Origin of the sequence: Streptomyces sp. 1222.5, assembly GCF_900105245.1 — a bacterium.
Lineage (GTDB): Bacteria > Actinomycetota > Actinomycetes > Streptomycetales > Streptomycetaceae > Streptomyces > Streptomyces albidocamelliae.
This window is the reverse complement of record NZ_FNSZ01000001.1, coordinates 7,621,174-7,633,986: the sequence shown is the minus strand read 5'-3', so window position 1 is coordinate 7,633,986 and position 12,813 is coordinate 7,621,174. Positions and strand designations below refer to the sequence as shown.

Genomic DNA, 12,813 nt, shown 5'->3' with positions numbered 1-12,813 from the left:
GGCCCCTATCAGGAGGCGGCGCAGCTGCACTGGCTGCGGTCGTACGCGTAGCGCGGAGCAGTGCGGGGGCGGTCCCCGCCGCCCTTTCCCCCTTCCCTCCAGTCCGACCAGTCGGTACGTTCACTCTGCCCCGTTCGCAGCGTCGCGGCCGGGGCTCCACGGCGACGACGGAGGCCGCATGTCGGTGCACGAACCGCAGAGGACCGAGACGCAGGAGACGGCGCGGGCCCGGGTCGAGGGACACTGCGACCCGCGGTTCGCCGCGGTCCGCGAGGTCTTCGAGGCGAATTTCCGCGAGCGGGGCGAACTCGGCGCCGCGGTGGCGGTCACCGTCGGCGGGGAGACGGTGGTGGACCTGTGGGGCGGGTGGGCGGACGCGGACCGCACCCGGCCCTGGGCGCGGGACACACTGGTGAACGTGTGGTCGACCGGCAAGGGCCCGGTGGCGCTGTGCGCGCACATCCTCGCGGACCGGGGGCTGCTCGACCTGGACGCCCCCGTGGCCTCGTACTGGCCGGAGTTCGCGGCGGCGGGCAAGGAACGGGTGCTGGTACGCCATCTGCTGTCGCACCGGGCCGGACTGTCCGGGCTGCGCGAGCCGCACTCCCTGTCCGAGCTGTACGACTGGGAGCTGACCACCGCCCGGCTGGCGCGCACGGAACCCTGGTGGGAGCCGGGCACGCGGTCCGGGTACCACGCGCTGACGTACGGCTTCCTGGTCGGCGAGGTCGTCCGGCGCATCTCGGGGCTGCGGCCGGGGGCCTTCCTGGAACGGGAGGTCACCGGGCCGCTCGGGATCGACTTCACGTTCGGGCTGCCGGCGAAGGAGGCGGGCCGCGTCGCCGAGCTGGTGCGCCCCTCACCCGCGACGGCCGGCGAACAGAGCGCGGTGTTCCAGCAGTTGGCGCCGGCGGCTCTGGCGGCCCTGGCCAATCCGCTGGTCGGTGCCGCCGAGGCGAACTCGCCCGAGTGGCGGGCGGCGGAGATCCCGGCCGCGAACGGGCACGGCACCGCCCGGGCCGTGGCCGCGCTGTACGGCGTCCTGGCCGGGCGCGGCACGTACGGCGGCCGGCGGATCCTGTCGCCCGAGGCGGCCGAGCGGGTGCGCGAGGGGCAGGGAAGCTGTCGCGATCTGGTGCTCGGGGCCGGCTTCGAGGGCGAGACGGAGATCGGACTCGGGCTGTGGCTCAGCGGGGCGCACGGGTCGTACGGCCCGAACCCGCGGGCTTTCGGTCATGACGGGTTCGGGGGCTCGTGCGGGCTCGCCGACCCGGAGGCGGGGGTGTCGCTGGGCTACGTCATGAACCGGATGGGCCCCCGTATCGCCGACGACCCACGGAAGACGGCACTCGTCGAGGCTCTGTACCAGGCTCTGTGACACCGGGGCCGACGCGAGCCGGGCGCGGGTCTCTTTCGGCCGAACCACCCGGCCGCTCTTCCCTTGTGGTTTAGACCAATGCTAATTGTGGTCGCGCAATGAGCCCGCACGGCTACGTCTTGTCACCACAGGAGGGCGCGGCATGGCCCGCACCACCCCGAACCAGTCCCCGCAGAGCACCGACCGGCCCCTCTACGCGCAGGTCGCGACACTGCTCCTCGACGAACTACGTGACGGCGTCGTCCCGCCCGGGGAACGACTGCCGTCCGAACGGCACTTGGCGACGCACTTCGGCGTCAGCCGGGAGACCGTCCGGCAGGCGCTGGAGATGCTGCGCCGCAGCGGCGTCGTCGCCACCGACCGGCGGGGCAGCCACGCCACGCTGCCCGGCGGGCCGGTCGAGGCCCCCGAGTCGCTCGCCTTCCCGGTGGGCGCCCGCTCGGCGGACCCGTGCGCGGTCGACCGGGCCACGGTGACCTGGGAGGTGCCCCCGGCGGGGCACGCCGAGGTACTGGGTCTGGCCCCGCACCGGCCGACCCTGGTGCACCGCTACCGGTCGGTCGCGCCGGACGGTCGCTCGCTGCGGGCGGCGGTGACGTCGTTCTCGGCGGTGGCGTTGGCCGAGGTGGCGGAGCTGGCCCGCTACCGGGACCGGGCGGACGGCGCGACCCCGGCGCAGCTGCGGCGGGCCTACGACTGGATGCGCAGGGCCGGTCTGACCCTGCACCACCGGGACGCCATCTCGCAGGTGGGGGACACGGCCTCGGTCCGGGTCACGCGGCGGGTGCACGACCAGTACGCCCGCCCACTGGAGATCACCGATCTGGTGGTGAACGCCGAACGGGACGCCCTGGTCTACGAGTTCACGCTGCCGGCGGCGGGCTGAGCCGGCGTGCCACCACCAGGCGGGCCCGCGGGCTGCCGTCGTCGCGCCGCCCGTACCCGGGAAGCGCGGACAGCTCGACCGCGAACCCGGCGCGGCCCAGCTCCTCCAGCACCACCCCGAGGCGGAAGGCCCTGTAGTACATGACGAACGGCGGCCGCCACAGCGCGTTGCGCACCCGCATCACCGCGTCGAAGCCGAGCAGCGTCCAGTAGGCGGGGTGCGTGGGGCGTGGCGGGGCGAGGACGGGGAAGGCGAAGCGGCCGCCGGGGCGCAGGGCCGCGTGGACCTGACGGAAGAGAGTCGGCAGTTCACGGGGCAGGAAGTGGCCGAACGCCCCGAAGGAGACGACGAGATCGAAGGCGGCCGTGAAGGGCAGGGCCCGGGCGTCACCGCGCACCCACGCGATCGCGGGCCCGGCGCCCGGCCGGACCCGGCGCCGGGCGACGTCGAGCATCCCGGCGCTGAAGTCGACCCCGGTGACACTGTTCCGGCAGAGCCCGGTGAGCACCTCCGTGCCGGCGCCCGTGCCGCAGCACAGGTCGAGTCCGTCCTCGAAGGGTCCCGCCGGGGCGAGCGCCCTTGCCACGGACTCCAGGATCGAGTCGGACGTCCGGAACGGGGTGTGGTCGAACTTCGGGGCCAGCAGGTCGTACCCGTGCTCGACGGAGGACAGCGCCTGTACGGCGAGTTCGCGCAAGGTGGGACCGTCGGGACCGTACATGCCGTCAGCCCAGGGTCACGCGCTGCCGGAGGACCGCCAGGGCACGCTCGCACCAGCGCAGGTTCTCCTCCTCGAAGCCGATCCCGGCCATGAGGGTGAGATACGGGCCGACGCGGTCGGAGGTGCGCAGGTACTCGTCCTCGGTGCGCCCCTCGAGGAGGCGGTCGCGTACCCGCCGGTAGCGGTCGAGTTTGCCGCGCACCCAGCCCATGCGCTCCTCGATCAGCGCCCGGGTGACGTCGGGGTCGCCGCCGTCCATCGCCTGGATCTTGATGAGGAGTTCATCGCGGACGGCCGTGGGCCGCTTCGGCGGATCCGCGGCGAACGCGGCCAGCTCCGACCGGCCGGTCCCGGTGAGCGTGAACATCCGCTTGTTGGGACGGCGTTCCTGCTGCACGGTGCGCGCCTCGACGAGCCCGTCCTGCGCGAGCCGCTCCAGCTCCCGGTAGAGCTGCTGGGGAGTGGCGGGCCAGAAGTTGGCGAGCGAGACGTCGAACGATTTGGACAGCTCGTAGCCCGAGGCCTCGCCCTCCAGCAGGGCGGCCAGGACGGCGTACCTGAGCGACATGTGGACAGGCTAGCAGCCATTGATTAATGTCATCCGCACCTATTCAAAAAGTTGAGTATGCGAGGTGATCCGATGCGCGCGTTCCGCGAGGCGGTCGAGGCCGGGGACATGGACGCCGCCGAGGCGCTGCTGGCCGAGGACGTCGTCTTCACCAGCCCGGTCGTCTTCAAGCCGTACCCGGGCAAGGCGATCACCGCGGCGATCCTGCGCGCGGTCGCCCAGGTCTTCGAGGACTTCCGGTACGAGCGGGAGATCGGCGACCCGGCGGGCCACGACCATGCGCTGGTCTTCACCGCCCGGGTGGGCGACCGCCGGCTGACCGGCTGCGACTTCCTGCACGTGAACGAGGACGGCCTGATCGACGACTTCATGGTCATGGTTCGGCCGCTGTCGGGCGCGCACGCCCTGGCCGAGGCCATGGGCGCGCGCTTCGAGCAGATCGCGAAGGAGGCGGAGGCCCGGTCGGCCTGAGCGCGGCGCCGGCCGACCGGAGGAGACGCGGGCGTCAGTCCCTGAGCTGCTTCAGGGTCGCCCTGGCGTCCGTCTTCAGCCAGTCGGTGACGTCGGTCAGGGCGGGCGGGGTCTTGTCCTGGCTGTAGGAGCTCAGGTAGGCGCTGTAGCTCATCGTGTACGTCACCCAGCCGTCGCGGACGGCGAGCGTGGCGTACCGGGAGCCGCTGCTGGAGGAGCCGCTGCTGGTGTCCTGGCTGACCAGGTAGGCCTCGTCGCCGATGCCCTCGACCGGGTCGACGTCGTAGTCCTTGTGGCTGTCCCCGTAGTTCTTCCAGGTCGCGGTGAACTCGGGCCCCGGGTCGGTCTTCTTGTGCAGGTCCAGCTGCATGTACAGGTACGCGTCGGCGTAGCTGGAGCCGGTCTTCTTCAGATTGACGCTGCAGTAACTCTCGTCCAGCGCCTGGTCCTTGAGCGAGGTACGGGTCGGTGCGGAGTCGTCCTGGGTGTACTCGTCCTTGAAGGAGGAGTAGTCGGCGCTGGAGCACATGTTCGCGGGCGCCGAGTAGCCGCGCAGGTCCGCGCTGCCGCCGGTGCCGCCGAGCAGGAAGACCCCGCCGGCCCACGCGGCGGAGGCGACGACCGCGCCGACGGCCGCCCACAGGACGGCTCTTCCGGCCCCGCCACCACCGGTCGCGGGCGGCGGGGCGGGTGCGGGACCGTACGGGGGCGCCTGGGTGTACGGGTTGGCCGGCGGCTGCGGCTGACCGGGGTGGCCGACCAGCGTGGGCTGCGCGTAGAAGTTCCCCGGCGGAGCGGACTGCGGGCCGGGGTACGGGTAGGCAGTCGGCTGCGACGGGACGGCCGGCTGCGGAGCGGGCTGCTGCGGCGTCTGGTCGGCCGGCTGCGGGGACTGCGGTGGCGTGGACATGTCCTGAACATAGTGGACGGTTGCCGGTCAAGTCCCCCGGGATCGGCGATCGTCGACGACCGGGGTCATCCGGTGCCGTTCCGTGACACAGCGGTCATGAACCGGGCCGGGGTGCGCGTGGCCGGTGCGCGGCTCAGGCTCCGGCGGGCGCGAGGCGGACCGGCAGGCTGCGCACGCTGTTGCCGACGAAACCGGCGTGGGGGGCCAGTTCGGCCTCGGGTACGGCGAGTTCGAGTGCCGGGAAGCGGGTGAAGAGCCGCTCCAGCGCGACCGTCGCCTCCAGCCGGGCCAGCGGCGCGCCCAGGCAGAAGTGGGCGCCGTGCCCGAGTGAGAGATGGCGTGCGGCGTCGGGCCGCACCGGGCGGGTGAGGTCGAAGCGGTCGGCGTCCGGGCCGTGCGCCGCCGGGTCGCGGCCGGCCGCGGAGTAGCCGGCGAGCACGGGTGTGCCGGCCGGGATGACCGTCCCGTCGACGGTCAGGTCCCGCACCGGGTAGCGGAACGGGAAGTAGCTGACCGGCGCGTCCCAGCGCAGGGTCTCCTCCACCACGTCGGCCCAGCTCGCCGTGCCGGCCCGTACCAGGCCGAGCTGGGCCGGGTGGGCGCACAGCGCGCGGACGGCGTTGGTGATGAGGTTGAGGGTCGTCTCGTGGCCGGCGATGATCATCAGCACGAGGGTGCCGATGAGCTCCTGGTGGCTGAGCCGGTCCCCGCCCTCGTCCCGGGCGGCGATCAGCGCGCTGGTGAGGTCGTCCGCCGGACGGGCCGCCTTGGCCGCGGCGATCTCCCCGAGGACGGCGACGAGTTCGCGGTTGGCGGCGATGGCGTCGGCGGGCTCGGTGTCGGTGGCCACGACCTTGCTGCTCAGCTGGTGCAGCCGCGCCCGGAACTCGACGTCCACGCCGAGCAGTTCGCTGATGACGTCCATCGGCAGGGGCAGTGCGAAGTGCCGCCGCAGATCGGCGGTGCCACCGCCCGCCGCGGCGGCCCGCTCCAGCCCGTCGAGGAGCTGAGCGGTCAACTCCGCGACGCGGGGCCGAAGTTCTTCGACGCGGCGCGGGGTGAAGGCGCGGCCGACGAGCGACCGCAGACGCCGGTGGTCGTCGCCGTCCGCAGTGGTCATGCCCTGGACCGTCGCGAAGGTCAGCAGCGGCCAGCCCTCCGCCACCCGGCCCTCGCGCAGCGCCGTGAAGTGCGCTGCGCTCTTGGCGACTTCGGGGTGCTGCAGGAACTCCTTCAGCGCCTCGTGCCCGAGGACGGCCATCCCCTCGATCCCGCCGGGCAGCTCGACCGGGGCGACGGCACCCCCGGACAGCAGGCGCGCGTTGACGGCGTGCGGGCAGCCACCGGAGGGGTCGAGGCGGTGCGGGGTACGGGCCGGCGGGTGCTCCACGGAATCTCCTGACGTTCCCATGACAAGACAGGTCGATCGTAGGGTCGCCGGGGCGGTACCGGCAGGCCGCCGGGACCGCGCCGGCGGTGTCGTACGCCCGGCCTGCCTCTCCCGACCGCGGGAATACCCCGGTGCGGCGCCTTGTTGGGAGAGTCACGGACATAGCGACCCGTCCAGTGGTACTGTGCCGGAAGCACTCGTGAACGTCCCTCCATGGACGCCGGTGCAGGTTCCTCTCTTCACGCTGATCGTTCCGCCGTTGTCCCGGATCTCCGGCTCTCGGCGCGTCAGCTTTTTCGCACCATCTCGTCGGCGGGCTCTCGCCGCCGTGCCCCAGGTGCCGTTCCCGCCGCCGGAGACAGGTGTGCACGCCTCCCGATCGCGGCCTCCCCCCCTTCTGCTCCTCCCTTCCGTCCGTGAAAGGACACCGCATGACCACCACACTCGAACACCCTCCCGCGGCCCCGCAGCCCCCGGCCGCCCGACTCGTCACCGGCGCCCTGGACGTCGACGCACAAGGGAAGGGGCACCTGCGGGGCGCGAGCCTCCTGCCCTCCCCCGCCGACCCGCAGGTCCCCGTGGCACTCATCCGCCGGTACGGACTGCGCAAGGGCGACCTGGTCGAGGGCGTCCACGACGCCCGGCGCGCCCTGACCGACATCGCCCGCGTCGACGGGCGCGTCCCCGCCGACCTCCGCTCCCGTCGGCACTTCCGCGACCTCACCCCGCTCCACCCGCACCGGCGGCTCCGCCTCGAACACCCCGCGTCCGGCCTCGCAGGACGGGTCACCGACCTCTTCGCGCCGGTCGGCAAGGGCCAGCGCGGCCTTGTCGTGGCCCCGCCCAAGAGCGGCAAGACCGTACTGCTCCAGCAGCTCGCCGCCGCCGTGGCGGGCAACCACCCGGAGTGCCGGCTGATGGTCCTGCTGCTGGACGAGCGCCCCGAGGAGGTCACCGAGATGCGCCGGTCGGTACGCGGCGAGGTCTACGCCTCCACCTTCGACCGGCCGGCCAAGGAGCACATCGCCCTCGCCGAACTCGTCGTCGAGCGGGCCAAACGCCTGGTGGAGGCCGGCGAGGACGTCGTCGTCCTGCTGGACTCGCTGACCCGGCTGTGCCGGGCGCACAACAACGCCTCCGCCGCCGGAGGGCGCACCCTGAGCGGTGGCGTCGACGCCGGCGCGCTGCTCGGCCCCAAGCGGTTCTTCGGCGCTGCGCGCCAGGCCGAGGAGGGCGGGTCCCTCACCATCCTCGCCACCGCGCTGGTGGACACCGGATCCCGCGCCGACGGCTACTTCTTCGAGGAGCTGAAGAGCACGGGCAACATGGAACTGCGTCTGGACCGGGAGCTCGCCGGCCGCCGTGTCTTCCCCGCCGTGGACATCGACACCACCGGCACCCGCCGCGAGGAACTCCTCCTCGAACCCGCCGAGTTGGCCGCCGCACACGGACTGCGCCGAGCCCTGCGCCCGCGCGAGGGCGGACCGGCCCCCCTGGACACCCTCCTGGAGCGGCTGCGGAGCACTCCGGACAACGCCACGTTCCTGCGGCGGATCCTGCCCACGCTGCCCGCCGGCTGACGGCCCGGTGCATCGTCCGGGTTGCTCCCGTGGGCCGAACGGCCCTGGCAGCGCGTTGGGCGGCGCTCCCGTTCGTACGTTGAATCATATGATCACCGGACTTTCTCATCGGGCGGTTGTCTCGACCTGTGCCCTCTGCGTGGCCGGAGTGCTGGCGCTGTCGCCGGCCACCGCCGCCGCCGGGCCCCGCGCCGGGGAACCCGCGCCGCCGCAGCCCCGGACGGCGATGCCCGGGCCCTCCCTGCTCTACGGCTCCGACACGCAGGTCCGGCCGCACCGCGGCGCGCCCGAGGTGCCGGAGGTCTCGGCGCTCTCCTGGCTGGTCGCGGACGCCGACAGCGGAGAGGTGCTGGCGGCGAACCACGCACACCGCCAACTGCCGCCCGCGAGCACCATGAAGACCCTGTTCGCCCTCACCGTGCTGCCCGCGCTGCCCAGCGGCCTCCAGCACACCGTGCGCTACCAGGAGCTGGCCGACGTCGGCGAGGGCAGCAGCCTCGTCGGCGTCGAGGAGGGGCACACCTACCGGGTCGCCGACCTGTGGCACGGGGTCTTCCTCAGCTCCGGCAACGACGCCGTGCACGTACTGGCCTCGCTGAACGGCGGCTGGCGGGCCACCACCGACCGCATGCAGCAGAAGGCCCGCTCGCTCGGCGCCATGGACACCCACGTCGTCTCCCCCGACGGCTACGACGCCCCCGGACAGGTCTCCTCCGCGTACGACCTGGCCGTCTTCGGTCGCGCCGGGCTGCACAACGCCGACTTCGCCCGGTACTGCGGCACCGCGCAGGCCGACTTCCCCGGTGACGGGTCGCCGTACGCGATCGAGAACACCAACCGGCTGCTGACCGGCGAGGACGGCGTGGCACCGTACCCCGGTCTCCTCGGCATCAAGAACGGCTACACCAGCAACGCGGGCAACACGCTCGTGGCCGCCGCCCGCCGCGGCGGGCGCACCCTGGTGGTGACCGTGATGAACCCTCAGGAGGGCGGCGGACTCGCGGTGTACGAGGAGGCGCGGCAGCTGCTGGACTGGGGATTCGAGGCGGCCGGGCGGGTCGACCCGGTCGGCTCGCTGGACGGACTGCGCGCCAGGTCCCGGCCGGCGGCCGTCCCCGTGGCAGCGGCCACCTCCGGATCGACCGACGAGGAGGAGGGCTGGTCCGGCACCGCCGTCGTCGGAGGGCTCTCGGGGCTCGGCGCCGTGGCCGTGGCGCTGGCGTTGCGGTCCAAGGGCAACCGGGCCGAGCGGAGCTGACCCGTGGGCAGGCGGAGCAGCAGGGCCAGCGCGATCCACGTGTAGGCGTTGCTGCCGAGGAAGCCGACCGGTCCGGACGCGTCGTCGAACCACAGCCACACCACGCTGGTGCACAGGACCGCGAACAGGGCGCCCGAGACCCGCCGAGGCCCGGCGCGCCACAGCACGGCGAAGGACGGGAGCAGCCACACCAGGTGGTGCACCCAGGTGATCGGGCTGACGAGGCAGGCCGCCGCGCCGGTGAGTGCGAAGGCCGCCGTCCAGTCGCCAGCCGCGACCGCGCGGCGGCTGCGCCACGCCCAGACGCACAGGGTCAGCAGGACCGCCGTCGCCCACAGCGGGCGGCCGGGCTCGCCGAGGCGGGCCAGCACGCCCTGCAGGGACTGGTTCGACACGTAGTCGAGCCGGCCCACCCGCCCGGTGTCCCACAGCGCCTGGGTCCAGTAGTGGCGCGACGCCCCCGGGTCGGCCCAGGCGGCCAGCGCCGTCGCCGCGGCGGCCACGGCCGTCGCGGTCGCCGCGGCCCGCCGGCGCCCGGCGAGCAGCAGCAGGCCGATGAAGAGCGCGGGCGTGAGCTTCACGGCGGCGGCCAGCCCGATGCCCGCCCCCGCCCAGCGGCCCCGGCCGGTGGCCAGCAGTTGGGCGTCGCCGAGCACCAGGGCGAGGAGGACGAGGTTCACCTGACCGAAGCTGAAGGTGTCCCGCAGCGGTTCGAACAGTGCGAGCAGGCACAGCACCAGCGACCAGCGGTACCAGCCGTACCGTCGCCACTCGGGGCCTGCCAGGACGCGCAGCACCGCCGCCAGCGCGGCCAGGTTCACCAGCAGCGAGGCGACGATCGCGGTGTTCCGGCCGACCATGGCGAGCGGCAGCATGGCGACGGCGGCGAACGGCGGGTATGTGAAGCCGTACGCGGTGCCGGGGACCCGGTAGTCGTAGATCCGGCCGCCGTGGCGCGCCCACGTGTGCACGGTCCCGTAGTAGACGCGCAGGTCGAAGAAGTCGCGCAGCAGCGGCACGGTGGCCGTGAACACCGTCACCGCGGCCACCAGGCACGACACGAGCAGGAGGCGGCCCCGGTCGGTACGCGGGGCGAGCCGCGCCAGGCGCCCCGCCGGCCCGGTCATGCCGTGCGTCCCGGTGCCGGGGCCTGCGCCGCCTGGTGCGCCTGCCACAGGACGACCACCCCGAGCACCCCGCCGGAGACCGCGAGCACCAGCTGGCCGAGGTCGGCGGGCCCGCCGCTGGGCAGCACGGCGAGCGCGAGCACGACCGCCAGGGCGGCCACCCGGTGCCGTACGGAGGAACTGGGCGCGCCGGCGGCGATGAGGAAGAGGCCCCACAGCACGTACCAGGGACGGATCGCCGGACCGAACACCGCGACGGCCAGCAGGCTGAGGCCGAGCGCGTACACCGGTCTCGGGCGCAGCCGCAGCCATATCAGCAGGACGGCGGCGGCGGTGGCCGCGAGGCCGAGCAGGTGCCAGGCCGGGACGGCGAGCGGTGCCAGGCCGCTGCCGAGGTGGTCGAGCAGGGCGCCGGTGGCCCGTCCGAGGAGGCTGGTCAGGGCCCAGTTCCGCGGTGAGACCGGGGTGTCCAGGGCGCCGATCCAGCCGTAGCCGGTGCCGGCCACGGCGGTGGCGGCGACCGTGGTCGCGGCGGCGGCCGCCGCCGCGGTCAGGACGGCGGGCAGCGGGCGGCGGCCGGAGCGCACCTGGAGGGCCACGACGGCGAGGAGGCCGAGCGCCGCCGGTGCCTTGACGAGGGCGGCGAGCGTGACGAGTACGGCGCCGACGGCGGGTCCGCGGCCGCGTGCCGCGACCAGGCCGAGCCCGAGCAGGCCGAGCATGAGCGCGTCGTTGTGGGCACCCGCGACCAGGTGCAGCAGGACGAGCGGGTTGAGGGCGCCGAGCCACAGGGCGGCGGCCGGGTCGGCGCCGCTGTGCCGGGCGAGGCGGGGCAGCGCCACCGCCATGAGGGCGACGCCGAGCAGGGCCATCAGGCGCATGCCGAGCAGGCCGGCGGGCAGCTCGCCCCGGGTCAGCCCGGACAGGGCGGACGCCAGGGCCAGGAAGGCCGGGCCGTAGGGGGCTCCGGTGTGCCGCCACATCGGGGCGACCTCGTCGGCGAGCGGGCCGCCGAGCTGGGCGGGCCCGTGCGCGTAGACGTCCATGTGGGCGTCGACCATGGCGCCCTGCGCGAGGTAGCTGTAGACGTCCCGGCTGAACAGCGGCGGGGCGAGCAGCAGCGGCGCGGTCCAGACGGCGAGCACCAGGAGCAGGGCGCGCGGGGTGGGCGGCCGGGGTCCGCGGACGAGGCGGCCGAGCAGGACCCAGGCCGCGATCAGCAGGACGACGCCGAAGTACACGCCGACCAGGCCGAGCGCGGCCCGCACCGAGGCCGGCGCCAGGAGGTCCTGGACGGGCAGGGCACCGGCCGTCTCACCGCCCAGCGCGAGAGAGGCGGTGCCGGCCAGCCCCAGCACCTGGCAGCGGCGGAGATCGACGGGAAAGGCCATGGCCAACACTGGTTCAGCGTGTCGACGCCGGATGGCCGGAAGGCGACGCCCCCTCCACCGGCGAGCGGCCCGGACGTGACCGGCGCGTGCGGACCACCAGGCCGGTGGCCCGGCCGTCGGGCGGCGGTCTGTTCTGACCGCCCGGGCGGTCAGAACACCGACAGCCCGGTGAGGGTGGTGAAGCGGTCCAGGGCCGCCACGCCGGCCACCGAGTTGCCGCGCTCGTCCAGCCCCGGGCTCCACACACACAGGGTGCAGCGCCCCGGTACGACCGCGATGATGCCGCCGCCGACACCGCTCTTGCCGGGCAGGCCCACCCGGTAGGCGAAGTCGCCGGCCGCGTCGTACGTGCCGCAGGTCAGCATCACCGCGTTGACCTGCTTGGCCTCGCTGCGGGTGAGCAGCCGGGAGCCGTCGGCGCGGATGCCGTGCCGGGCCAGGAAGCCGGTGGCCAGGGCCAGGTCGGCGCAGGAGGCGGCGATGGAGCACTGCCGGAAGTACTGGTCGAGCAGGACCGGCACGTCGTTGTCGATGTTGCCGTAGGACGCCATGAAATGGGCGAGGGCGGCGTTGCGGGCGCCGTGCGCGGTCTCGGAGGCGGCGACCTCCTTGTCGAAGTCGAGGGCGGGGTTGCCGCTCTCGGCGCGCAGGAAGGCCAGCAGCTCGCCTGCGGCGTCACCGGTGCGGGTCTGGAGGCGGTCGGTGACGACGAGGGCGCCCGCGTTGATGAAAGGATTCCGCGGGATGCCGTTCTCGTACTCCAGCTGCACCAGGGAGTTGAAGGGGTTGCCGGAGGGCTCGCGGCCCACGTGCTCCCAGAGTTCGTCGCCCTCCCGGGCCAGGTCCAGGGCGAGCGTGAAGACCTTGGTGACGGACTGCGTGGAGAACGGCTGCCGCCACTCCCCCACCCCGTACACCGTGCCGTCCAGCTCCGCGACGGCCATGCCGAAGCTGCGCGGGTCGCGGGCCGCGAGCGCCGGGATGTAGTCGGCGGGACGGCCGCGCCCGGGGGTGCGGCTCATCTCCTCGGCGATGCGCTCCAGGACCGGCAGGAAGGTGAGGGACGACGTCGTTGTCATGATCACCATTGTGCCTCCGGGCCGGTCCCCGAGCGTAGTCGTGCGGGCCTCGCC

At 73.9% G+C, this 12,813-nt stretch carries 11 protein-coding genes and 1 pseudogene; 5 read left to right on the top strand and 7 right to left on the bottom strand.

Going from position 1 to position 12,813, the window contains the following annotated elements; translation table 11 throughout:
• Positions 1-178 precede the first annotated feature (178 nt).
• Together BLW57_RS34530 and BLW57_RS34525 are read left to right on the top strand one after the other, a co-directional pair.
• Positions 179-1,378 (top strand): serine hydrolase domain-containing protein, encoded by a 1,200-nt coding sequence (locus tag BLW57_RS34530; protein ID WP_093479630.1) that lies wholly within the window; start codon positions 179-181, stop codon positions 1,376-1,378.
• A 142-nt stretch (positions 1,379-1,520) separates the two neighbouring features.
• Positions 1,521-2,264, top strand: coding sequence for a GntR family transcriptional regulator (locus BLW57_RS34525; protein ID WP_093479629.1), 744 nt, complete (start codon positions 1,521-1,523; stop codon positions 2,262-2,264).
• Here BLW57_RS34525 and BLW57_RS34520 read toward each other — a convergent pair.
• Both BLW57_RS34520 and BLW57_RS34515 read right to left on the bottom strand, forming a co-directional pair.
• Entirely contained in the window at positions 2,242-2,985 is a 744-nt protein-coding gene (locus BLW57_RS34520) for a class I SAM-dependent methyltransferase (protein WP_093479628.1), read from the bottom strand. The two genes, BLW57_RS34525 and BLW57_RS34520, sit on opposite strands and share 23 nt — an antisense overlap.
• A 4-nt stretch (positions 2,986-2,989) precedes the next feature.
• Entirely contained in the window at positions 2,990-3,553 is a 564-nt protein-coding gene (locus BLW57_RS34515) for a PadR family transcriptional regulator (RefSeq protein WP_093479627.1), read from the bottom strand.
• Between the two features lie 72 nt (positions 3,554-3,625).
• Between BLW57_RS34515 and BLW57_RS34510 the strand changes: the two genes are divergently transcribed.
• Complete coding sequence (locus tag BLW57_RS34510; RefSeq protein ID WP_093479626.1) at positions 3,626-4,024, top strand: nuclear transport factor 2 family protein; 399 nt, start codon at positions 3,626-3,628, stop codon at positions 4,022-4,024.
• A gap of 34 nt (positions 4,025-4,058) precedes the next feature.
• Here the strand turns inward: BLW57_RS34510 and BLW57_RS34505 are convergent, their stop codons facing one another.
• Together BLW57_RS34505 and BLW57_RS34500 are read right to left on the bottom strand one after the other, a co-directional pair.
• Positions 4,059-4,934 (bottom strand): hypothetical protein, encoded by an 876-nt coding sequence (locus BLW57_RS34505; protein WP_256339656.1) that lies wholly within the window; start codon positions 4,932-4,934, stop codon positions 4,059-4,061.
• Between the two features lie 133 nt (positions 4,935-5,067).
• Positions 5,068-6,345: a cytochrome P450 family protein gene (locus BLW57_RS34500; RefSeq protein WP_176985833.1), complete on the bottom strand. Its 1,278-nt coding sequence runs from the start codon at positions 6,343-6,345 to the stop codon at positions 5,068-5,070.
• 410 nt (positions 6,346-6,755) lie between these two features.
• Between BLW57_RS34500 and rho the strand changes: the two genes are divergently transcribed.
• Both rho and BLW57_RS42620 read left to right on the top strand, forming a co-directional pair.
• Complete coding sequence (gene rho, locus BLW57_RS34495) at positions 6,756-7,904, top strand: transcription termination factor Rho (RefSeq protein WP_093479624.1); 1,149 nt, start codon at positions 6,756-6,758, stop codon at positions 7,902-7,904.
• A gap of 88 nt (positions 7,905-7,992) precedes the next feature.
• Positions 7,993-8,826: pseudogene (locus BLW57_RS42620) on the top strand (D-alanyl-D-alanine carboxypeptidase family protein); the annotation flags it as partial.
• Between the two features lie 59 nt (positions 8,827-8,885).
• On the opposite strand, the gene BLW57_RS42615 reads toward BLW57_RS42620, so the two are convergent.
• The 3 genes from BLW57_RS42615 to BLW57_RS34475 form a co-directional block, all read right to left on the bottom strand.
• Positions 8,886-10,289, bottom strand: a complete 1,404-nt coding sequence (locus BLW57_RS42615) for a glycosyltransferase 87 family protein (RefSeq protein WP_093479623.1) — start codon at positions 10,287-10,289, stop codon at positions 8,886-8,888.
• Positions 10,286-11,680, bottom strand: coding sequence for a polyprenol phosphomannose-dependent alpha 1,6 mannosyltransferase MptB (mptB, locus tag BLW57_RS34480; RefSeq protein ID WP_093479622.1), 1,395 nt, complete (start codon positions 11,678-11,680; stop codon positions 10,286-10,288). The genes BLW57_RS42615 and mptB overlap by 4 nt, the downstream gene beginning before the upstream one ends.
• A gap of 149 nt (positions 11,681-11,829) precedes the next feature.
• Positions 11,830-12,768: a glutaminase gene (locus tag BLW57_RS34475; RefSeq protein ID WP_093479621.1), complete on the bottom strand. Its 939-nt coding sequence runs from the start codon at positions 12,766-12,768 to the stop codon at positions 11,830-11,832.
• Positions 12,769-12,813 lie beyond the last annotated feature (45 nt).